Consider the following 20624-nt stretch of genomic DNA (forward strand, 5'->3'; position numbering starts at 1 on the left):
CTACGCTGAACTAAGGTCTCACATGAAGGAGTCACCATGGCACCTAGCGTTTCAAGCCTCAAGAATCTTGACCTATCACTGCTTGCTCAGCGGTTGGGAAAGCTGTGCCAGCAGCTTGGGGTTGACGTTTCCACGGCAGAGTCCTGCACCGGCGGTGGGATTGCCAGCGCGATTACCTCTGTAGCGGGTAGCTCAGCGTATTTTACAGCGGGCTACGTGACCTACTCCAATGCCGCTAAAACGCGTATGTTGAAAGTGCCTGAGGCTGTTATTGAAGCCCATGGCGCAGTCAGCGAACAGGTAGTAAATGCGATGGTTAAAGGCGCTTGTATAGACAGTGGCGCTAGCTTAGCTGTTGCAGTCAGTGGAGTGGCAGGCCCCGATGGTGGTAGCCCAGAGAAGCCTGTGGGTACCGTATGGCTTTCTTGGGGTAGTGCGGAAAGTCAGCAAGCAGCATGCTTCCACTTTTATGGTGATCGGCAGGCCGTGCGCGAGCAGGCCGTGCGTGAAGCATTGGCAGGGCTGGTTGCTCGCTTGATGGCTCAGGCGAAAGACAAGGAAAAGAAATAAACATTAAATATAGTGCTGAGGATTTGTTTAACCGCTAATCTTTGGCATACTACTGGCTAATTATACAGTTTGTAATGAGGAATTTCTGCATGGCTCAGGATGACAACCGCACCAAAGCGCTAAATGCTGCACTTAGCCAAATTGATCGCCAGTTTGGTAAAGGAACTGTTATGCGCCTTGGCGATGCACCGCGCGTGGTGATGCCGTCTGTCTCCACTGGTTCATTGGGGCTTGATATTGCACTTGGCATTGGTGGCCTGCCGTATGGACGCGTATGCGAAATTTTTGGCCCAGAGTCATCAGGTAAAACAACCTTGACCCTGTCAGTTATTGCGCAAGCGCAAAAGCAGGGCAAAGTATGTGCGTTTGTCGATGCAGAGCATGCTCTGGACCCAAGCTATGCAGAAAAGCTCGGTGTTAATCTGGACGACTTGCTGGTTTCCCAGCCTGATACCGGTGAGCAAGCGCTGGAAATTACCGATATGTTGGTACGGTCCGGCGGTGTTGATGTGATTGTGATTGACTCCGTGGCGGCATTAACCCCGCGTGCTGAAATAGAAGGCGAGATGGGCGACTCCCACGTTGGTCTTCAAGCACGCTTAATGTCTCAAGCATTGCGCAAAATTACCGGTAATATTAAAAACGCCAACTGCTTAGTGGTGTTTATTAACCAGATTCGCATGAAAATCGGCGTGATGTTCGGTTCGCCCGAAACGACGACCGGCGGTAACGCGCTTAAATTCTATGCAAGCGTACGTTTAGACATCCGTCGTACCGGCTCTGTAAAATCGGGTGATGAAGTCACGGGTAACGAAACCCGTGTCAAAGTAGTTAAAAACAAGGTTGCCCCCCCCTTCCGTCAGGCGGAGTTCCAGATTCTTTACGGCAAAGGTATTTACCATGCCGGCGAGGTAATCGACCTGGGCGTTCAGTGTGGCTTGGTAGATAAAGCGGGCGCGTGGTACAGCTACAAAGGTAAGAAAATTGGCCAGGGTAAGGCAAACTCGGCGCTATATCTGGAAGAGCATCCTGATATTATGCTTGAGATTGAAACCCAAATTCGCGAACAGTTGTTGGCGAAGCCTGATCCTAAAAAAGAAGAGACAGCGCCCGCGGCAGACGCAGTTGCTGATAGTGATGACGACTTGCTATAAGCTGTTTTAGGATGCTGTTCTCTACACTGAGTGAGCGATATGTTTTCTTCCAGTGGTGAGTTAACGCCACGTGAAGTTGCCGTTCAACTATTAGCTCGGCGCGAGTACTCTCGCGCTGAGCTAACGCGTAAATTGCAGCAAAGATCCTTTCAAGCGGATGCTATTGCTGCTTGTCTAGACGCGTTGCAAGAGCAGAGTTTGCAGTCTGATGAGCGCTTTGCCGAAAGCTTTATACGTTCGCGTATTCTTCGCGGACAAGGTCTTATTCGTATTAAAGGCGAGCTGCGTCAGCGTGGCGTAGATAAAGAAACGTCAGTGACGGCTTTGGAAACCGTAGAAGAGCAAGAAGCTGTGGACTGGTTTGAGTTAGCCCGTGATACCTTGGCTCGACGTTTTACTACACCAGGCGAAACGCCCAAGGATCGTGCTAAGCGTGAGCGCTTTCTTGCCACTCGTGGCTTTGATTTTGAGCAGATACGCTACGCGCTATCCTGCTTGTAATTTCTTTTGGTCAGTCCTTTCTGTCAGTCACTTCCCATTGCTATTTCGCCATCTGTTTTCGTTCTGCCACTAACTGCGGCTTTAGTCGTTTGACAACTGCGTTATAATGCTCCCTTTGCGACCCCAGCGGGTGGCGGCGACAGCGCCCTGGGGCATCATGCTTTCTTGTCACGGATACCCTATGAAAAGCGCAGAGATCAGACAGGCCTTTTTATCTTTTTTTGAAAAGCAGGGGCATACGGTTGTGCCCACTAGCTCTCTTGTGCCGGGCAACGACCCGACACTGCTCTTCACCAATGCAGGCATGGTGCCCTTTAAAGATGTTTTTCTTGGCCGCGACCCGCGTCCCTATGTGCGTGCTACCTCTGCTCAGCGTTGTGTGCGCGCTGGCGGTAAGCACAACGATCTAGATAACGTTGGTTACACCGCGCGTCACCATACGTTTTTTGAAATGTTGGGTAATTTTAGTTTTGGTGATTACTTCAAGCGTGAAGCGATTCGCTTTGCCTGGACATTCCTAACGGAAACGCTAGGCCTGCCCAAAGAGAAACTTTGGGTAACAGTGCATATTAGTGACGACGAAGCAGAGCGCATTTGGAAAGATGAAATCGGCATTGATCCTGAGCGTTTCTCAAAGCTTGATGAAGATAATTTCTGGCAAATGGGTGACACTGGTCCTTGTGGTCCTAGCTCTGAAATCTTTTTCGATCATGGTCCCGACGTATGGGGTGGACCGCCTGGTAGTCCTGAAGAAGATGGCGATCGCTATATCGAAATCTGGAACCTTGTGTTCATGCAGTTCGACCGTGATGCCGCTGGAACATTGAATCCGCTGCCCAAACCTTCCATTGATACGGGGATGGGGCTGGAGCGAGTGGCTGCCGTTATGCAGGGCGTTCACTCCAACTACGAGATTGATCTGTTCCAAAACCTGCTTAAAGCGGCTGCCGAAGCGACCGGTCATGGGGACACTACAACGCCGTCGCTACGCGTTATTGCGGACCATATTCGCTCTTGTGCCTTTTTGATCGCAGACGGCGTATTGCCTTCTAACGAAGGGCGTGGCTATGTGTTGCGCCGTATTATCCGCCGAGCAATTCGCCACGGGCATAAGCTTGGCGCTTCTGAGCCGTTTTTCCATAAGTTGGTAACCGCGCTGGATGCCGAAATGGGAGGTGCCTATCCTGAGCTGCGCGATGCCAGCGATCAGATAGGCCGCGTGCTGCTTAAAGAAGAAGAGCAGTTTGCACGCACGCTCGATCACGGTATGGGGTTATTGAATCAAGCGCTTGAAGAGCTGCAAGGTGGCGTGCTGCCAGGCGAAACCGTCTTCAAACTTTACGATACCTACGGTTTCCCCTTCGATTTGACCGCGGATGTTTGTCGCGAGCGCGAAGTTACCTTAGATGAAGCCGGTTTCCAGCGTGAGTTAGAAGCGCAGCGCGAGCGGGCGCGAGCGGCTAGCCAGTTTGGTGCAGACTACAGCGCTGCTATCGACCTGGAAGGCGAAACCCAGTTCACTGGCTACGAGCTCCTGGCTGACCAAGCGACAGTCACTGCCATCGTGGACAGCGAAGGCAATGCATTAGCTGCCTTGGAAGCGGGGCAGAAAGGCACTGTTGTACTGGATCGTACTCCTTTCTATGGCGAATCGGGTGGGCAGGTAGGCGATACTGGTTACTTATACGTTGAGGGCGGTCGCTTCCAGGTCACCGACACACAGAAGCAGCGTGGTCACCACCTTCACCAAGGGATTATGGTAGAGGGCGCGCTGAGCGTTGGCGCAAACGTCCGGGGTGAGGTGGATACAAGCTTGCGTGGCGCCACCATCCGTAATCACTCAGCGACTCACTTGCTACACAAAGCACTGCGCATGGTGCTGGGTGACCACGTTCAGCAGAAAGGCTCGCTAGTTAATGCTGAGCGTCTGCGCTTCGACTTTAGCCACTTCGAGCCAATGACTGCTGAGCAGTTGGCAGAAGTAGAACGACTGGTAAATGAGCAAATCTTAGCGAATGCTCCGACCAAAACAGAGCAGATGAGCCTAGCAGAAGCGAAAGCTAAAGGGGCGGCTGCGTTGTTTGAGGCAAAATATGCCGATAACGTTCGAGTATTGACCATTGGAGCTGATGACTTCTCTATCGAGCTATGTGGTGGTACCCACGTAAAACGTAGTGGCGATATTGGGTGTTGCCACGTGGTGAGCGAAGTCGGTATCGCTTCCGGCGTGCGTCGTATTGAAGCGATTACTGGTGAAAATGCGCTAGCTTATTTCCGTGAGCAGGAGGCCCGTGTTCAACGGTTAGGTGAGCGACTAAAAACCAAACCCGAGCAAGTCGAAGCACGGGTCGAATCACTGGTTGAGCGTAACCGCGCACTGGAAAAAGAGCTTGAGCAACTGAAAGCAAAGCTGGCAAGCGCTGCGGGCAGTGACATGCTTAACCAAGTGCAGGAAATTAATGGTGTTAATTTACTGGTCACCCAGCTTGAGGGTGTTTCCGGTAAAGATTTACGTGGCGTACTTGATCAGTTGAAAAACAAGCTTGGCTCTGGCGTCATCTTGCTTGGAGTTGCGGATGCAGCGGCAGGTAAAGTGAGCCTAATTGCCGGTGTTACCCAAGACTTAGTAGGCCGCGTTAAGGCTGGTGAATTAGTCAATCATGTCGCTTCGCAGGTGGGCGGTAAAGGTGGTGGCCGTCCCGATATGGCTCAAGCGGGGGGCAGTTTACCCGATGCCTTGCCGGCGGCATTAAGCAGTGTGCCGGCTTGGTTGGAAAATACGCTTAGCTAATTAAAAAGGCCGGTGGCACTATCTGTGCTACCGGCCTTTTTTGTTAAATAGCAATAACAACACTCACCCTCCATTCCCGAACCTATAGGAAAAAACGGCATATGGCATTATACGTACAGAAGTTCGGCGGCACCTCGGTGGGCTCTGTCGACCGTATCAAGGCCGTGGCGGAAAAGGTTAAAGGCTTTCGCGATCAAGGCCACCAAGTTGTCGTGGTGGTATCAGCGATGAGCGGAGAGACCAACCGCCTGACCGATATGGCAAACGCAATCAATGAAGACCCAGCACCACGCGAAATGGACATGCTGCTCTCGACCGGTGAGCAAGTGACGATTTCATTGTTGGCAATGGCGCTTCAGCAAATTGGTGTTTCTGCCACTTCCCATACGGGTGCCCAAGTCGGCATTCACACCGATAGCGCTTATACCAAAGCGCGTATTCAGCGCATTGAAACCGATGACCTTAAAGCTGACCTTGATGAAGGTAAAGTGGTAGTAGTCGCTGGGTTCCAAGGCGTTGATGAAGACGGCAATATTACAACGCTTGGGCGTGGTGGCTCAGATACGACAGGTGTTGCGCTTGCTGCAGCGCTAGGTGCTGATGAGTGTCAGATATACACCGACGTGGATGGTGTTTACACCACTGACCCTCGCGTGTGTTCCAAAGCTCAGCGTCTTGAGAGCATTACCGTAGAAGAAATGCTTGAGCTAGCAAGCCTAGGCTCCAAAGTTCTACAGATTCGCGCCGTCGAATTTGCTGGTAAGTACAACGTACCACTTCGCGTGCTGTCGAGCTTTGAAGATGGCCCCGGCACCCTAATTGTTGCAGACGCAGACCAAGACGAGGACTCTATGGAAGAACCGCTAATCTCCGGTATCGCTTTTACTAAAAATGAAGCTAAATTAACCCTGTTGAATACGCCTGATGTGCCGGGTGTGGCGTCGCGTATCCTGGGACCTATCGCCGATGCCAACATCGAAGTCGATATGATTGTTCAAAACGTGGCACCTGCTGGTGATTACACCGACTTCACCTTTACTGTTGCCAAAGGCGATTACAAAGCAACCAAGAAATTGCTTGAAGAAACCGTAATTCCTGATTTGGGTGGCGGCGAGCTACGCGGCGATGACAATATTGCCAAAGTATCGCTTGTAGGGGTTGGTATGCGTTCACATGCCGGTGTTGCCTCTAAAATGTTCCGCGTGCTGGCCGATGAGAACGTCAATATTCGTATGGTTTCTACGTCGGAAATTAAAATTTCCGTCGTTATTGATGAAAAGCATATGGAGCTAGCAGTTAACGCCTTACACAAAGCATTCGGTTTGGATAAGTCTGATATCGAATCTGAATAACAATTAAGCATCAAACCTTCTACGCTGAAGAGTACTTACTGCCGTGTGGTGGTGAGCTTTCTTTCAACGGGAGGTTAAGGTGTCATAGGGGCTTGAGCCATTGGTGGCGGCGACACCATGCCGCATAATAGTGTGGTGTCGCTTTAAGCGGACACATCCCGTTGTATAAAACGTCTGAGAAGGAGATCAGCCATGCTCATCCTAACCCGCCGTGTTGGCGAAACGCTTATGATCGGTGATGAGATCACCGTCACAGTGTTAGGTGTGAAAGGTAATCAAGTCCGTATTGGTGTTAATGCACCAAAAGATGTTTCGGTTCATCGCGAAGAGATCTATCAGCGCATTCAGCGTGAGCGCAATAGCGAAAGCGAATCGGAATAAGTGGCCGTCTGTGTCACGCCCATTACAGGGCGTTTAAGCGGTAGTTGCGGGGCGGTGCGAAAAAAATCGGCATAGGGCTGGACAGCAGTCATTAAAATCGGTAATATTCGCGCCGTGCCGTTGAGGAGAGGTGGCCGAGTGGCTGAAGGCGCTCCCCTGCTAAGGGAGTATAGGGTTTATAGCCCTATCGAGGGTTCGAATCCCTCTCTCTCCGCCAACTGCATATAGCAACATCAATAGATAGCAGTATCAATTTGGATAAGCGCCCGTAGCTCAGCTGGATAGAGTACCTGACTACGAATCAGGGGGTCGGAGGTTCGAATCCTCCCGGGCGCGCCAACTTGCACGCCGAAGTTATTGATGTTACTATGTTTTTGCTCACATTGTGTGAAGTTAAAAACTGTTAAGCGCCCGTAGCTCAGCTGGATAGAGTACCTGACTACGAATCAGGGGGTCGGAGGTTCGAATCCTCCCGGGCGCGCCAGATTCGAAAAACCCGCTTTCAATAGAAAGCGGGTTTTCTTGTTTCTAGCCTGACCTTAGTGGCTCGTGCTTGGGTCTTGTGATCGTTTAAAGCGCCCCCCCGCACACAAGCAGCGGTAGGGCGCTTTTTTTTATGCGCTGGGCGCGCAGTGCAGGATTTATGCGGGCTCGCAGCAGAGAGGTGTGTCGAGAACTAGGCTATTGAGTAGCGTATCAAGTTCCGTAAGACGCTTTAAGCGTTGAAAGTGCTGATTAGCTTCAGTATTGCCTTGGCGCATTTGTGCCAGCCATTGTTTGACTAATGAAACCACCACGCGCTCTGGTAAGTGCTGCCGCTGTAAGTTGGCGTATTGCCTTAGTACGCTGGCGCGCATGGCCCAGGTAGTGTCGGGTAGGCGCTCACCGGTGCGTTGCCAGTGGCGTATCCGAGCAGCAAGCCATGGGTCTGAAAGCGCGCTACGGCCAAGCATGACGTCTTGGCAGCCAGATAATGTACGAGCCTTCCAGTAGTCTTCCAGCGTCCAGATATCGCCATTTGCAACGACAGGAATCGATACATGGCGGCGAACGTTGCCAATCCACTCCCAGTGCGCGGGTGGACGATAGCCTTCGTCACGCGTACGGCCATGCACAACTAGCTGCGCAGCACCGCCAGCTTCTGTCGCTTGGGCACAGGCCACTGCTAAGCGTCGATCAGAAAAGCCAAGGCGAATTTTAGCCGTGACTGGGATGGCGCCGTCTAGTGCTTCGGCCACTGCCTTAACGGCGGCATAGACGCGCTCTGGCCGGCGTAGCAGTGAGGCACCACCATCATGGCGGTTGACCAATTTGGCAGGGCAGCCAAAGTTTAAGTCAACGCTAATGGCTCCCAGCGATAGCGCTTGCTGCGCATTGCTGGCAAGCGCTGCGGGGTCAGACCCTAAAAGCTGTAAATGCACGGGAACGCCGCTAGGTGTTGCGACGCGGTCTGCTGTCAGTTCTGGGCAGTGTTTATAAAACACGCGGGGAGGGAGGCGTGCATCAACCACCCGGACAAATTCAGTCACTGCCCAATCAAAACCTGACTGTTGAGTCAGCAGATCACGCGTTAGGGCGTCGATGACGCCTTCCATAGGCGCTAGGCCTATCTTGCCTTTATGTAGTAAATTAACAACCATGACTTCCACTATGGCGCGATTGCAATCTATCTTGGATGTGGCAGGTTAGTGTATTAGCCTCACTGCGCCAAGCGCCTTTAGAGGCCATTGGTGTGCCGATAAGCATTTGAAACAAGGGGAATGCGGTATGCAAGAGTCAGAATTGCTCCAAGAAGGGCTAGCTCTTATGGGGTTAGGGATGGGGTTTGTTTTTGTTTTTCTTACGGTTTTGGTAATTAGCGTTACGCTGATGTCAAAACTGATTGGCCGTTTTCAGCCTGCTCCTGTTGCGGCACCAAGCGGTAGAGGTAGCGTAAAATCTTCTGCACAGAATGGTCAGAATGATGAAGTGATGGCAGTGATTAGTGCTGCGGTGCATCGTTATCGTTCTTCACGCCGTAAATAAGCCCCAACTTTTGTAGCTATCCTACCGCTTAGCTAACTATTATTTTGTTAAATTTACTACAAATCCATAACGTAAAAACTGTGAGCCACGACCATGAATGAAACCAAACGTCCTCTGGGAATCACTGATGTTGTCCTTCGCGATGCCCACCAATCGCTGTTTGCTACTCGTTTGCGTCTTGATGACATGCTGCCGATTGCCGAAAAACTCGACAACGTTGGCTACTGGTCATTAGAGACCTGGGGTGGAGCAACGTTTGATTCATGCATTCGCTATTTGGGTGAAGACCCTTGGGAACGTATTCGGGCATTAAAAGAAGCTATGCCGAATACCCCTCAAGCAATGTTGTTGCGCGGCCAAAACTTATTGGGCTATCGCCACTATGCTGATGACGTGGTTGATAAATTTGTAGAGCGCGCCAAGACTAACGGGGTTGATGTGTTCCGCGTGTTTGACGCGATGAATGACCCGCGCAATCTTGAGCGTGCTATTAAAGCGGTTCGCCAAGTAGGTGGACATGCACAAGGCACTATCTCCTATACGGTTAGCCCGGTACATACCCTGGATAGCTGGGTAGAGCTCGCTAAAACCATTGCTGCAATGGGCGCAGATTCACTGGCTATCAAGGATATGGCGGGGCTATTAACGCCGTACGTTGCCTATGATCTTGTAACGCGTTTGAAAAAAGAACTGTCGATTCCTGTGCATTTGCACTGTCACGCTACCACTGGCCTATCCACGTCGACCATTTTGAAGGCAGTAGAAGCAGGTATTGATAACGTCGATACGGCTATCTCTTCTATGTCCATGACATATGGCCACAGCCCGACAGAGTCTGTGGTCGCCATGCTTAAAGATACTGATCGCGATACCGGGCTTGACTTGGAATTATTGGAAGACATCGCCAGCTATTTCCGCGAAGTGCGCAAAAAGTACGCAGCATTCGAGGGCTCGCTGCGCGGTATCGACTCTCGCATTCTGATTGCCCAGGTGCCAGGCGGCATGCTTACCAACATGGAAGGCCAGCTTAAGGAGCAGGGCGCTGGCGATAAGCTTGATGATGTATTGAGTGAAATTCCCCGTGTGCGTGAAGACCTTGGATTTATCCCGCTGGTAACGCCAACTTCACAGATTGTCGGTACCCAAGCGGTAATGAATGTGATGATGGGCGAGCGTTACAAGTCGATCTCCAAAGAAGTGCAGGCACTATTAAAAGGTGAGTATGGCTCCGCGCCCGCGCCGTTTAATGCTGAGCTGCAAAAACGTGTGCTTGAAGGCGGCGAGCCGATCACCTGCCGTCCTGCAGATAACTTGTCGCCAGAAATGGATCGACTAGCTGCTGAGCTTAAGGAGAAGGCCAGTGCAGACAGCATTCGTATTGCTAGCGGCGAGCAGGAAATAGACGACGTATTGACGTACGCATTGTTCCCACAAATTGGTCTGAAATTCCTTAAGAATCGTGACAACCCTGATGCTTTCGAGCCTGTTCCTCAGGCAGCTGAATCGAAAAGCGCTAATGTGCCAGCAAAAGCCGAAAGCAAAACGCCAGTAGTGTCGAGTGGGCCGGAAACCTACACCGTTAAGCTTAATGGCAAAGCGTTCGTTGTAGAGGTGTCTGAGGGTGGCGAAATAGGCGATGTCCAAGAGCAAGTCGCTACGCCCTCTAAAGAAGCAGAGCCTGTGGCAAGTGGCGAAAGCATCGATGCACCGCTCGCTGGCAATATCTTCAAAGTCAACGTGCGTCCTGGTGACCAAGTGGCGGAAGGCGATGTGGTGATTATTTTGGAAGCCATGAAAATGGAAACCGAAGTGCGCGCCAGCAGTGCCGGTACCGTATCGAAAGTTAACGTCAGCGAGGGTGACAGTGTCGCCGTCGGTGATTCGCTGATCGAGCTTTAAGGGCATTCGGCAATGGATAAGTTAATCACCTTATGGGAAGGCTCAGGGCTTTATAACCTTGAGTTTGGCCAAGCCGTTATGATTTTCGTGGGGCTTGGTCTGCTCTATTTGGCTATTTATAAGAAGTTTGAACCGCTGCTACTGGTGCCAATTGGGTTTGGTGGCATTCTTGCCAATATTCCTGAGGCTGGCTTGGCAATTTCAGCGCTCGATCAGGCGATTGAGGTGGCTAAGCCAGCAGTGCTGCAACAAATGGCCTCTGTGTTAGGCGCCACTCTTGATCCATTGAGCAGTGTGGAAGCCTGGCGGGAATCGCTGAAAACAATTGCCCACGATGCTGCCGCTCCGGATCAGTTGCGTGCAGCAAAAGATATCGCCATGAATGTTGGTTATGGCGATGGCATGCTTTACAGCTTCTATAACGTAGCCATTGCCTCTGGCATTGCCCCGCTGATTATCTTTATGGGCGTAGGGGCAATGACCGACTTTGGGCCATTATTAGCCAATCCGCGTACGCTCTTTTTGGGGGCAGCTGCTCAGTTTGGTATTTTTGCCACATTGTTTGGTGCGGTGGCACTGTCGTCGATCGGAGTGATGGACTTCTCGCTGAATCAAGCGGCGGCAATTGGCATCATCGGTGGTGCAGATGGCCCAACGTCTATTTACGTGTCGAGTGTGTTAGCCCCTGAGCTGCTTGGCGCTATTGCCGTAGCCGCCTATGCCTACATGGCTCTTGTGCCACTGATTCAGCCGCCAATTATGCGCCTGTTGACCACCCAGAAAGAGCGGCAAATCACCATGACGCAGCTGCGTCCGGTATCTAAGCTGGAAAAGATCGTTTTCCCGCTGATGCTGTTAATCTTGGTCGCACTCTTTTTGCCGGATGCAGCGCCACTGTTAGGGATGTTCTGCTTTGGTAATTTGATGCGCGAATGTGGTGTGGTTGAGCGTTTATCGGATACGGCACAAAACGCACTGATCAACATTGTGACCATTATCCTAGGGCTGTCGGTAGGCTCGAAGCTGATGGCCGAAAGCTTTTTAACGTTTGAAACGTTAGGGATCTTAGGTCTCGGTATTGTTGCATTTGGTATTGGTACCGCCGCAGGCGTGTTGATGGCGAAGCTAATGAACCTAGTTAGCAAAATGCCGATTAACCCGCTGATTGGTGCCGCGGGTGTCTCCGCAGTTCCGATGGCTGCGCGAGTGGCAAATAAGGTTGGGTTGGAGTCTAACCCACACAACTTCCTGCTAATGCACGCCATGGGGCCTAATGTGGCAGGTGTTATCGGTTCTGCTGTTGCGGCGGGTGTGATGATTAAATATTTAGGCTAAGACCCGCTAACAGGCATTACGCAGCTATTGTTACGTGATGGTTAGTGACTAAAACGCGGCTTACCGAGCAATTGCTCGCGTAAGCCGCGTTTTTTTGTCGGGTATATCAAGGGCTTTATTACAGCGTTACTTTTTGAATATCGAGAGCAGTTTTAAGTCGGTTTTCAAGCGTTGCGAGATTGAGGTTCTCATCCCTTGGCCAGCCAATCGTGAGGCATACACCGACGCTATCGTACTCTGCTTGTTGAACGGGAACTTTTTGCTCGTCACACCAGGCGCGCGCTACTGCCTCGTGAGCAAAACTAATGCGAAGCTGATAATTATCTCGTTCGACAACTTCGCGTGTGGGTAACGTTTCAATCCCTGCGTTAACCGACTGTGCGTAAGCCCTTGCAAGCCCACCAGTCCCTAATTTAGTGCCGCCAAAATAGCGGATAACGACGCAGCCTATTTCGCCTATATGGCTACCCTGTAAGGCTTGAAACATGGGCCTGCCCGCAGTACCACCAGGCTCGCCATCATCAGAGAAACCTATATGCGTTTGTTCGCCAGGAGGGCCGGCAATTAAGGCAGTACAGTGATGACTTGCATTGGGATGAGCAGTTCTTGCCTCCTGCAGCAATGCATGAAAATCAGCCGTATTGGGTGCATGACATAGCCAAGTGAGAAAGCGACTTTTTTCAACTTCAATCTCGGCGGTATGCCATGTTCCGGCTGCTAAATCTGGGATCCGATAACGCAAACGTTACTCCTATGGAGATAGCGGCGAAGAATCAGTGGTGCTGAGATTGGTTGGTGTGACGTTCCACGCCCATCACCATCCCTAGCGCTTGAATGTCACCGTTACGTAGAAAGACATCAGGAATAGTTGTATCTGCAGGCCATAAATGAACGCCAAGGCGACTAATAGAAAGTTGTTTTAAGACAATTTCTTGTTGATTAATTATCGCGATGGCGGTTTCTTGGTGGCTTCCTTGCTGATGACAACGAATAATAACGATATCACCATCAAAAAGATTATAGCTATGCATTCTGTTGCCCTGCACGCGAAGTGCATAAGTATTGCGTCGTGTAGTGCGGGGAGTGGGAAAAGGTTGGCTAGGCGCGTTTGCCGTTTTTTGAAACAGCGATGGTTGAGTTGTGTTCGAGGGTGTTGGCATTGACATCGTCATGCTGTTCTCTCCAATGCAGCGCCCGCTCCCTAAGCGTATAACTGAGCAGATGGCTGTTTGTTTGAATGGTGTTTTTCCATACAGTGGCTAGAGTATACGCCTGTTTTTGCATACAGTGCTAGTGGTCTGCATTCTCTACTGTTTTTAAGTAAGCGCTATTGGTGATGCGCTGCGACCCCAGGCCGCAGAGACTGACTGGCGAGAAGTGGTCTTTCCGTGTAGAGTTCGACCCAAAATTACTGTGCTTGGAGATATCCTTGAGCCTCTGCCTGCAAGCCCGACAGCTAGCCTGTGAGCGTGATGATCGCTGGCTTTTTGAGGGGCTAGATCTTGATATTAAAAGTGGTGAAATTGTTCGTATCGAAGGCCCGAATGGGAGCGGTAAAACCACATTATTGAAAATTCTTTCAGGCCAGTTAAGCGACTACCATGGCGAGATTTATTGGAATGGCGCTTCAATGCGCGAGGTGCGTGAACATTTTCTCGCCAATCTACTCTATTTAGGACACGCACCGGGCGTAAAAGCGGGCCTTTCTCCGCTAGAAAACTTGGCCTGGTACCAGGCGCTTAGTGGCGATAATGGCAGTGAGACTCAGCGCGAAAAAGCATTAGCTGACGTTGGGTTAGCTGGTTTTGAAGATGTGCCAGCCGGACAGTTATCTGCCGGACAACAACGGCGTGTCGCGTTGGCAAGATTAACGCTAACGAAGCGTGCGCTCTGGGTGCTAGATGAACCTTTTACAGCAATTGATCGCCATGGAGTGGCAGCGCTTGAAGCTCAGCTGGTTGCCCACGCCCAGGCGGGAGGCTGTGTATTAGTGACGACGCATCATGAGTTAACCGCATCATCCGTGCTTAGACGCATTCAACTGGGATAAAAAAGGAGACAGTGTTGTCCAGCTTACACGCTACGACAGGCATCCCAGATATGACGATGCATGCACCAGCCGGCGGTCTAATGGTGGCTATTAGAGCTACCTTTAAGCGTGACTTAACACTTTTACTTCGCCGCCGTGGTGAAGTGCTTAATCCGTTGGTGTTCTTTGCGTTAGTGATTACGCTGTTTCCGATCGGTATTTCACCTGATCCTCAGCTATTGGCAGAAATAGCACCTGGATTGCTGTGGGTCGCGGCGCTGCTGGCAGCCCTGCTGTCTCTGGATAGTCTGTTCAGAAGCGATTACGACGACGGCAGTTTAGAGCAGCTACTGTTAGCCCCTCAGCCACTAGCGGCCCTTAGTCTTGCAAAAGTTGCCGTTCATTGGTTGCTGACCGGTTTGCCTCTCGCACTGATGGCACCAGTTTTAGGCATTATGTTGGCCCTTCCTGCGGGTAGCTACGTGGTTTTGGCGCTATCGCTTGCATTGGGTACCGCAAGCCTCAGCTTGATTGGTGCGATTGGCGCGGCACTGACGGTGGGATTGGCTAGGGGCGGCGTGCTGCTATCACTGTTGGTACTGCCGCTTTATATTCCGGTGCTTATTTTTGGCGCAGGTGCTGTACAGGCCGCTATTGTAGGTGATGGTCTAGCGGCCCATCTTGCTATTTTAGGCGCACTTTTAGCGATTTCGTTAATGCTAGCACCTTGGGCTATTGCCGCCTCGCTACGCATCAGTATCAACGGTTAAAGGACGAAAACACCATGTGGGCCTTTATTAATAAACTGAGATCACCCAAGTGGTTCTACTCGATTAGCGCCAAGCTACAGCCCTGGTTCTGGGCAGCAGCGTTGCTCCTGTTGGTGGTGGGAACCGTTTGGGGGTTAGTATTCGCTCCTGCAGATTACCAGCAGGGCAATAGCTTTCGGATTATTTATGTGCACGTTCCAGCCGCGTTCTTAGCCCAGTCTATTTTTGTCTCAATGGCAATCTCTGGGCTGGTGTTCATGGTCTGGAAAATCAAAGTAGCCGATATGGCCGCTACCGTCATGGCGCCCTTGGGGGCAGCGATGACATTTGTGTCACTTTTTTCAGGTGCTGTGTGGGGAGTGCCGACTTGGGGCACGTGGTGGATGTGGGATGCCCGCTTAACATCCATGCTAATTTTACTGTTTTTGTATTTAGGGGTGATCGCACTTCGCGGTGCTTTTAACAGTCGAGATAGCGGTTCACGGGCAGCTTCAGTATTGGCAATGGTCGGGGTGATTAATATTCCGATTATTAAATATTCAGTTGACTGGTGGTACACCCTGCACCAGCCAGCAACGTTCACGATTACCGGACGCTCAGCAATGCCTATGGAAATGTGGGCACCCTTGCTCATCATGGTACTGGGTTTCTATTGCTTTTTTATTGCGTTGACCCTCATGCGTACCCGTAACGAAATACTGCGTAGAGAGACCAATAAGCGCTGGGTGCAAGCGTTAGTAGAGGAGGTGAAATAATGGCTTTTTCCTCACTCAATGAATTTTTTGCCATGGGCGGCCACGGGCCTTATGTGTGGTCCGCCTGGGGCATTACTGCGTTGTTAATGCTGGTGATAGTTTGGCATGCGCGCCAAGAGCGTAGCCAACTCTTAAAAGGGGTAAAACGCCGTGTACGGCGCGAAAACGCCCATCTTAAGGCTGAGCAAGGAAACACCGACACTCACTCCCAGCCTGCGCAAGTACCAGTTAACTCTGCTCAAGGGGACGTCCACAATGACGCCTAAACGTAAACAAAAGCTGTTTGTTATTTTAGGGTTAGTATCATTAACCGCGATTGCCGTGGGTCTAACGCTTTATGCGCTGCGCTCAAATATCAATTTATTTTTTAGCCCAGTACAAATCGCCCAAGGTGATGCTCCCATGGAGCGTCAGATTCGAGCGGGAGGCATGGTGAAAGAAGGGTCTGTTTCTCGCGATTCGGAAAGTCTGGATGTCGAGTTTACCGTGACTGATTACGTCGATGACTTAGAGGTTTATTACAGCGGTATTTTGCCTGATCTTTTCCGCGAGGGGCAGGGCGTGGTCGTGGTGGGTGAACTCCAGGCAGATGGACGTCTATACGCCGATAAAGTCTTAGCCCGCCATGATGAAAACTATATGCCCCCCGAAGTAGCGCAAGCGCTGGAAGAGGCTGGCTACTCCCCGGCGGATTTCCAGGCAAAAGCGGCCGAAGTGGGTAAGCGTCTAGAGCAGCAAGGCACCCCCCAAGCAAGCGACTATTAATGGCTAACGCCAGCATAATACGCTGATGCCCAATGCGAATTCGGAGCGCTTATGTTCATCAAAATGATTCCTGAAATTGGCCACTTTGCTTTAGTCATTGCCCTATTAATGGCAGTGGTTCAGGCGGTGATGCCGCTTGCAGGTGCAGCCACTCGCCGCCCGTTATGGATGGCTTATGGTAAACCTATGGCAACAGGGCAGTTCTTCTTCGTTGCTATTGCTTATTTATGTTTAACCGCTAGTTACATGCTGGATGATTTCAGCGTGGCGAATGTTGCCAATAATTCAAATTCGCTGTTGCCTTGGTATTACAAGTTCAGTGCCGTGTGGGGTAACCATGAGGGGTCGGTGTTGCTATGGAGCTTAATGCTGGCTGGTTGGGGGTATGCTGCGTCGATATTTTCTGGCGATTTGCCCCGCGATATGGTGGCGCGAGTTCAAGGCATCATGGGGATGGTTTGCGTTGGCTTCCTGCTGTTTATCTTAATGACCTCCAATCCCTTCGAACGGCTATTACCGAATATGCCTCAAGACGGGGCAGATCTTAATCCGCTGCTGCAGGACTTCGGTTTGGTGGTGCATCCTCCTATGCTCTATATGGGGTATGTAGGATTCTCGGTGGTATTTGCCTTTGCGATTGCCGCGCTGCTAGGTGGGCGTTTAGACGCTGCCTGGACCCGCTGGGCACGCCCCTGGACCAATGTTGCTTGGGCATTTCTTACTGTAGGCATTGCGCTAGGTAGTTGGTGGGCTTATTACGAGCTTGGCTGGGGCGGCTGGTGGTTCTGGGATCCAGTTGAAAACGCCTCATTGCTGCCCTGGTTAACGGGAACGGCGCTGGTGCACTCGTTGGCGGTCACTGAAAAACGCGGCTCGTTTAAAAGCTGGACGGTGCTGCTGGCTATTTCGACATTCTCACTGTCTCTCATGGGTACGTTCCTGGTGCGCTCTGGCGTGCTGACCTCCGTGCATGCGTTTGCTAACGACCCCTCTCGCGGCTTTTTTATCTTGATGCTGCTGGCAATTACGGTGACGTTGTCACTACTGGTGTTTGCGCTGCGTGCTCCCCGAGTGAGCCATAAAGTTGGGTTTAATTGGTTATCTCGTGATTCGTTGTTGTTAGTTAATAATATTTTGCTGGTCATTATGACGGTTACCGTGCTGTTAGGGACGGTCTATCCGCTAATCCTGGACTCGCTTGGATTAGGCAAAATCAGCGTTGGCCCTCCGTACTTTAATGCGCTTTTTGTGCCGCTGACGGTACTTATGTGCATGTTCATGGGGCTTGGTCCCATTGCACGCTGGAAAAGCATGAACGCCAATGAGCTGTGGCGTAAGCTGTGGCTGTCTGGTGCGGCAGCATTGCTACTGGGCGTTGCTATGCCTTTGTTATATGGCGGCGAATGGAATCTTTGGGTTTCTTTAGGAATTGTTTCGGCACTTTGGATAGTTCTACCTATCGTACGCGACCTATTCGATAAAACCCGCCATGCTAGCTCCTTTATGGCTGGGCTGCGTAAGCTGTCATTAGCGTATTGGGGCATGATACTTGGGCATGTGGGTATTGCAGTCACCATCGTTGGCGTGGCAGTTGTTTCAAACTACAACATCGAGCGCAATGTGCGTATGTCGCCGGGCACTACGGTTGAGGTGGCAGGCTATCAGTTCACCATGAAGGAATTGACAAGTCGCCGAGGCCCTAACTTCTTGGCTGATACCTCCATCATACAAGTTCAGCGTGGTGAGTCAGGGCGCAGTTTTGTCATGCGTCCAGAAAAGCGGCTTTACTTGGCCACCGGAATGCCAATGACCCAGGTGGCGTTGCGTCCAGGGCTATTCCGTGACCTTTATGTCGCCATGGGAGAAGACCTAGGCGACGGTAGCTACGCCATGCGTGTCCAATATAAACCATTTGTACGTTGGTTATGGTTAGGTGGGTTGTTGATGGCTTTCGGCGGCATCTTGGCGGTACTTGATAAGCGCTACCGTCGCATCGTTGCCCGTAAGGCAGCGACGACAGAGACTGCTGTAACACCAAAGGAAGCTACGGTATGAAGCGTCGGCTGTTGCTTTTACTACTGCCCATTAGCTTTTTGGGAATCGCACTCTTTCTTTACCAGGGGTTGGGGCAAGACCCGTCGCACCGTGATTCAGCGTTAATGGCTAGACCGTTTCCTGCGTTTGAGGCAACGACACTGCGCGATGAGAATCGCCAAGTCGATCAAACGCTGTTGACTGGTGACGTTACCTTGGTAAATGTATGGGGCGAATGGTGTCCTGCTTGTAAACAGGAAATGCCGCAGCTGCTGGAGCTAGCCGACCAAGGAATCCGCATGATCGGCATTAACTATCGGGATACCCGCGAAAAAGGGTTGGAATTCTTGAGCGAGTTCGGAGATCCCTTTGACGTTAATGTGTTTGATCCTGACGGCAGCCTTGGCTTTGATTTGGGGGTTTACGGCGCGCCTGAAACCTTCTTGGTTGATGCTGACGGTATCATTCGCTACCACCACAAAGGTTACGTGTCACCGGAAGATGTTCGTGAACGCATTCTGCCCGAGGTGGAAAAATGGCGCTAATACGCTTAATGCTTACCGTTGCACTGCTGGCACTGACTAGCAGTGCTATGGCTGCTGGCATAGAGATACGTGAGTTTGACGATCCTGTTATGGAGCAGCGTTACCGCGACTTAACGGCTTCAATGCGCTGTCCTTTGTGCGAGAACCAAGCCATTGATGACTCTGATGCGCCAATTTCTGGTGATATGCGTGAACGTGTCTACCAACTGCTCCAAGATGGTCAGTCAGATATCGAGATTGTTAATCACATGGTGCAGCGGTTTGGAGAATACATTCTCTATAACCCGCGTTTAGAAAACCGGACTTATCTGCTGTGGGGGTTGCCGATAGGATTAGTGCTGCTCGGCGCGATTGTCGTCGTGATGATGGTTCGCGCTCGTCGAAACGCCTCAGCAAAAGCGCTTAGCGCCGAAGAACGAGCCCGCCTGGATGCCCTGATTAACCGCGAGAGGTCTTCATGACACCGCTGTGGATTGCAATTGCCTTACTACTTCTTCCTGCTCTTTGGTTATTAGTAGCGCCCATGCGTGAAGCCCGTGCGCTGCGCGACAAGCTCAGTCACTTTGAAGCCAACGATACCGCTGATGAGCAAAACGTCGCAATTTTTAAGCGCCGTTTGGCTTCCTTAGAAGCAGCCCACGAACGTGGTGATATCGATGAAGAGCGCTTTAAAGAAGATCGTTTGGAGCTAGAGCGTAGCCTGTTAGAAGACACCGCTACCCGCACTAAGCGCCCCTTGAAAACGGCAACAGCTGGCAGATTGGTGGTTCCCCTGTTCATGGTGGCCGTCGTGGGTGCGAGCACGTTTTGGTATCAACAAAAGGGTGCGGAAGGAGACTTGACGCTTTACGCTATTCAGCAAGAGGTGCAAAACGACCCTGAAGGCTCACTGGCCATGTACCTTGAACGTATGGAAGCTGAAGCCGAGCGTCAGCCAAATAACCCTAATGTGTGGAGTTCACTGTTCCCACTTTACCGTGAAACCGGTCAGGCTGATAAAGCCGCCGATGCCTTAGAGCGATTAATTGCTATTGAAGGGCGCATTCCTCCATTGCTAGCACAACTTGCTCAGCTTCGCTTTTTTATGGCAGAACGGGAACTGACTCCGGAGGTGCAGTCGTTAGTCGATGAGACGCTAGCGCAAGATCCACGCCAGCCCACAGTGCTCGGTTTGCTTGGTATTCATGCATTTGATAGTGGCAACTACGAAACCGCGATAGACCGCTGGCGTCGCGCTGTAGCCAATATCGAAGACCCTGACACAGCCTCCTCATTGCGTGAAGGTATCCGCGTTGCTCAAGAGCGTTTAGGGATCGCGCCAGAAACGGCCGCCGTTGACGCTGCCCAAAGCCAAGGCGTGCGAGTTACTGTTTCGTTAGACGAAGCACTGGCCGATAATATAAGTGATGATGCCACCGTGTTTATTACCGCCCGGGATACGGAAGGCGAACTGCCGCCACTTGCGGTTATTCGTGGTCAAGTATCTGAACTGCCGATGACGGTTGTGTTGGATGATACTGCGGCTATGTCGCCTGACGCACAGATTTCTCAAGTGCGCGAAGTGCGTCTAATAGTGCGTGTATCATCTTCTGGCCAAGCAACGCCTCAGCCAGGTGATCTTTTCGGAGATGTAGAGAGCGTTAGCGTTGGGCCTATTAGTGAAAATGATGCAACAGCGGTTACTGTTAATCGCATTTTTGAATAAATATCACCACGCA

General features: G+C 51.3%; 21 protein-coding genes and 3 tRNA genes. 21 read left to right on the plus strand and 3 right to left on the minus strand.

Going from position 1 to position 20624, the window contains the following annotated elements; all coding sequences use genetic code 11:
- The first annotated feature begins 36 nt into the window (after positions 1 to 36).
- From K1Y77_RS03530 to K1Y77_RS03570, 9 genes are all read left to right on the plus strand, one after another.
- The gene (locus K1Y77_RS03530; protein WP_030069667.1) at positions 37 to 570 is read left to right on the plus strand and encodes a CinA family protein; all 534 of its coding nucleotides are present in this window, start codon (positions 37 to 39) and stop codon (positions 568 to 570) included.
- 89 nt (positions 571 to 659) lie between these two features.
- Entirely contained in the window at positions 660 to 1724 is a 1065-nt protein-coding gene (gene recA / locus K1Y77_RS03535; protein ID WP_030069669.1) for a recombinase RecA, read from the plus strand.
- A gap of 39 nt (positions 1725 to 1763) precedes the next feature.
- The gene (locus K1Y77_RS03540; protein ID WP_264430373.1) at positions 1764 to 2225 is read left to right on the plus strand and encodes a regulatory protein RecX; all 462 of its coding nucleotides are present in this window, start codon (positions 1764 to 1766) and stop codon (positions 2223 to 2225) included.
- A 181-nt stretch (positions 2226 to 2406) separates the two neighbouring features.
- Positions 2407 to 5016, plus strand: a complete 2610-nt coding sequence (alaS, locus tag K1Y77_RS03545; protein WP_264430374.1) for an alanine--tRNA ligase — start codon at positions 2407 to 2409, stop codon at positions 5014 to 5016.
- Between the two features lie 101 nt (positions 5017 to 5117).
- Complete coding sequence (locus K1Y77_RS03550) at positions 5118 to 6368, plus strand: aspartate kinase (protein ID WP_030069675.1); 1251 nt, start codon at positions 5118 to 5120, stop codon at positions 6366 to 6368.
- A gap of 192 nt (positions 6369 to 6560) precedes the next feature.
- Positions 6561 to 6749 carry a carbon storage regulator CsrA gene (gene csrA, locus K1Y77_RS03555; protein ID WP_030069677.1) on the plus strand — a complete coding sequence of 63 codons (189 nt, stop codon included), beginning with the start codon at positions 6561 to 6563 and terminating at the stop codon, positions 6747 to 6749.
- A gap of 124 nt (positions 6750 to 6873) precedes the next feature.
- Positions 6874 to 6966, plus strand: a tRNA-Ser gene (locus K1Y77_RS03560).
- Between the two features lie 45 nt (positions 6967 to 7011).
- Positions 7012 to 7088 (plus strand) — tRNA-Arg (locus K1Y77_RS03565).
- A gap of 68 nt (positions 7089 to 7156) precedes the next feature.
- A tRNA-Arg gene (locus K1Y77_RS03570) sits at positions 7157 to 7233 on the plus strand.
- Between the two features lie 157 nt (positions 7234 to 7390).
- Here K1Y77_RS03570 and K1Y77_RS03575 read toward each other — a convergent pair.
- Positions 7391 to 8389 (minus strand): tRNA dihydrouridine synthase, encoded by a 999-nt coding sequence (locus K1Y77_RS03575; protein WP_232222327.1) that lies wholly within the window; start codon positions 8387 to 8389, stop codon positions 7391 to 7393.
- A gap of 127 nt (positions 8390 to 8516) precedes the next feature.
- Between K1Y77_RS03575 and K1Y77_RS03580 the strand changes: the two genes are divergently transcribed.
- The 3 genes from K1Y77_RS03580 to K1Y77_RS03590 all read left to right on the plus strand — a co-directional run bounded on the left by K1Y77_RS03580 (position 8517) and on the right by K1Y77_RS03590 (position 12008).
- A complete protein-coding gene (locus K1Y77_RS03580; protein ID WP_030069681.1) occupies positions 8517 to 8774 on the plus strand; it encodes an OadG family protein in 258 nt (85 codons plus the stop codon).
- A gap of 93 nt (positions 8775 to 8867) precedes the next feature.
- Positions 8868 to 10673, plus strand: coding sequence for a sodium-extruding oxaloacetate decarboxylase subunit alpha (gene oadA, locus K1Y77_RS03585; RefSeq protein ID WP_264018762.1), 1806 nt, complete (start codon positions 8868 to 8870; stop codon positions 10671 to 10673).
- Between the two features lie 12 nt (positions 10674 to 10685).
- Complete coding sequence (locus K1Y77_RS03590; RefSeq protein WP_030069684.1) at positions 10686 to 12008, plus strand: sodium ion-translocating decarboxylase subunit beta; 1323 nt, start codon at positions 10686 to 10688, stop codon at positions 12006 to 12008.
- Positions 12009 to 12126: 118 nt separating this feature from the next.
- On the opposite strand, the gene K1Y77_RS03595 is transcribed toward K1Y77_RS03590, so the two are convergent.
- Positions 12127 to 12750: an IMPACT family protein gene (locus tag K1Y77_RS03595; protein ID WP_264430378.1), complete on the minus strand. Its 624-nt coding sequence runs from the start codon at positions 12748 to 12750 to the stop codon at positions 12127 to 12129.
- A 31-nt stretch (positions 12751 to 12781) separates the two neighbouring features.
- A complete protein-coding gene (locus tag K1Y77_RS03600) occupies positions 12782 to 13180 on the minus strand; it encodes a LexA family protein (protein ID WP_030069687.1) in 399 nt (132 codons plus the stop codon).
- A gap of 257 nt (positions 13181 to 13437) precedes the next feature.
- Between K1Y77_RS03600 and ccmA the strand changes: the two genes are divergently transcribed.
- Genes ccmA through ccmI form a run of 9 tightly spaced genes read left to right on the plus strand, consistent with a single transcriptional unit; the run spans position 13438 to position 20611 of the window.
- On the plus strand, positions 13438 to 14058 hold the full coding sequence (gene ccmA / locus K1Y77_RS03605; RefSeq protein WP_030069688.1) for a cytochrome c biogenesis heme-transporting ATPase CcmA: 621 nt from the start codon (positions 13438 to 13440) through the stop codon (positions 14056 to 14058).
- Positions 14059 to 14108: 50 nt separating this feature from the next.
- Complete coding sequence (gene ccmB, locus K1Y77_RS03610; protein ID WP_030069690.1) at positions 14109 to 14807, plus strand: heme exporter protein CcmB; 699 nt, start codon at positions 14109 to 14111, stop codon at positions 14805 to 14807.
- Positions 14808 to 14821: 14 nt separating this feature from the next.
- Positions 14822 to 15562 carry a heme ABC transporter permease gene (locus K1Y77_RS03615; RefSeq protein WP_030069692.1) on the plus strand — a complete coding sequence of 247 codons (741 nt, stop codon included), beginning with the start codon at positions 14822 to 14824 and terminating at the stop codon, positions 15560 to 15562.
- A complete protein-coding gene (ccmD, locus tag K1Y77_RS03620; RefSeq protein WP_030069694.1) occupies positions 15562 to 15828 on the plus strand; it encodes a heme exporter protein CcmD in 267 nt (88 codons plus the stop codon). The genes K1Y77_RS03615 and ccmD overlap by 1 nt, the downstream gene beginning before the upstream one ends.
- A complete protein-coding gene (ccmE, locus tag K1Y77_RS03625; protein ID WP_030069696.1) occupies positions 15818 to 16327 on the plus strand; it encodes a cytochrome c maturation protein CcmE in 510 nt (169 codons plus the stop codon). Before ccmD ends, ccmE begins: the two co-directional genes overlap by 11 nt.
- Before the next feature lie 51 nt (positions 16328 to 16378).
- Positions 16379 to 18382, plus strand: a complete 2004-nt coding sequence (locus tag K1Y77_RS03630) for a heme lyase CcmF/NrfE family subunit (protein WP_030069699.1) — start codon at positions 16379 to 16381, stop codon at positions 18380 to 18382.
- Complete coding sequence (locus tag K1Y77_RS03635) at positions 18379 to 18906, plus strand: DsbE family thiol:disulfide interchange protein (RefSeq protein ID WP_030069701.1); 528 nt, start codon at positions 18379 to 18381, stop codon at positions 18904 to 18906. The genes K1Y77_RS03630 and K1Y77_RS03635 overlap by 4 nt, the downstream gene beginning before the upstream one ends.
- Positions 18897 to 19367, plus strand: coding sequence for a cytochrome c-type biogenesis protein (locus K1Y77_RS03640; protein ID WP_030069703.1), 471 nt, complete (start codon positions 18897 to 18899; stop codon positions 19365 to 19367). The genes K1Y77_RS03635 and K1Y77_RS03640 overlap by 10 nt, the downstream gene beginning before the upstream one ends.
- A complete protein-coding gene (gene ccmI / locus K1Y77_RS03645; RefSeq protein WP_264430384.1) occupies positions 19364 to 20611 on the plus strand; it encodes a c-type cytochrome biogenesis protein CcmI in 1248 nt (415 codons plus the stop codon). The genes K1Y77_RS03640 and ccmI overlap by 4 nt, the downstream gene beginning before the upstream one ends.
- Positions 20612 to 20624: the final 13 nt, after the last annotated feature.

Source organism: Halomonas qaidamensis (assembly GCF_025917315.1).
Lineage (GTDB): Bacteria > Pseudomonadota > Gammaproteobacteria > Pseudomonadales > Halomonadaceae > Vreelandella > Vreelandella qaidamensis.

Bases quoted from the DNA above. Each gene is read 5' to 3' on its own strand.
- K1Y77_RS03640 (WP_030069703.1), top strand. From the start codon at position 18,897: ATGGCGCTAATACGCTTAATGCTTACCGTTGCACTGCTGGCACTGACT.
- K1Y77_RS03590 (WP_030069684.1), top strand. From the start codon at position 10,686: ATGGATAAGTTAATCACCTTATGGGAAGGCTCAGGGCTTTATAACCTT.
- K1Y77_RS03540 (WP_264430373.1), top strand. From the start codon at position 1,764: ATGTTTTCTTCCAGTGGTGAGTTAACGCCACGTGAAGTTGCCGTTCAA.
- K1Y77_RS03600 (WP_030069687.1), bottom strand. From the start codon at position 13,180: ATGACGATGTCAATGCCAACACCCTCGAACACAACTCAACCATCGCTG.
- ccmD (WP_030069694.1), top strand. From the start codon at position 15,562: ATGGCTTTTTCCTCACTCAATGAATTTTTTGCCATGGGCGGCCACGGG.
- K1Y77_RS03530 (WP_030069667.1), top strand. From the start codon at position 37: ATGGCACCTAGCGTTTCAAGCCTCAAGAATCTTGACCTATCACTGCTT.
- ccmI (WP_264430384.1), top strand. From the start codon at position 19,364: ATGACACCGCTGTGGATTGCAATTGCCTTACTACTTCTTCCTGCTCTT.
- ccmB (WP_030069690.1), top strand. From the start codon at position 14,109: ATGACGATGCATGCACCAGCCGGCGGTCTAATGGTGGCTATTAGAGCT.
- K1Y77_RS03550 (WP_030069675.1), top strand. From the start codon at position 5,118: ATGGCATTATACGTACAGAAGTTCGGCGGCACCTCGGTGGGCTCTGTC.
- csrA (WP_030069677.1), top strand. From the start codon at position 6,561: ATGCTCATCCTAACCCGCCGTGTTGGCGAAACGCTTATGATCGGTGAT.
- K1Y77_RS03580 (WP_030069681.1), top strand. From the start codon at position 8,517: ATGCAAGAGTCAGAATTGCTCCAAGAAGGGCTAGCTCTTATGGGGTTA.
- K1Y77_RS03615 (WP_030069692.1), top strand. From the start codon at position 14,822: ATGTGGGCCTTTATTAATAAACTGAGATCACCCAAGTGGTTCTACTCG.
- alaS (WP_264430374.1), top strand. From the start codon at position 2,407: ATGAAAAGCGCAGAGATCAGACAGGCCTTTTTATCTTTTTTTGAAAAG.
- K1Y77_RS03635 (WP_030069701.1), top strand. From the start codon at position 18,379: ATGAAGCGTCGGCTGTTGCTTTTACTACTGCCCATTAGCTTTTTGGGA.
- K1Y77_RS03575 (WP_232222327.1), bottom strand. From the start codon at position 8,389: ATGGTTGTTAATTTACTACATAAAGGCAAGATAGGCCTAGCGCCTATG.
- K1Y77_RS03630 (WP_030069699.1), top strand. From the start codon at position 16,379: ATGTTCATCAAAATGATTCCTGAAATTGGCCACTTTGCTTTAGTCATT.
- oadA (WP_264018762.1), top strand. From the start codon at position 8,868: ATGAATGAAACCAAACGTCCTCTGGGAATCACTGATGTTGTCCTTCGC.
- recA (WP_030069669.1), top strand. From the start codon at position 660: ATGGCTCAGGATGACAACCGCACCAAAGCGCTAAATGCTGCACTTAGC.
- ccmE (WP_030069696.1), top strand. From the start codon at position 15,818: ATGACGCCTAAACGTAAACAAAAGCTGTTTGTTATTTTAGGGTTAGTA.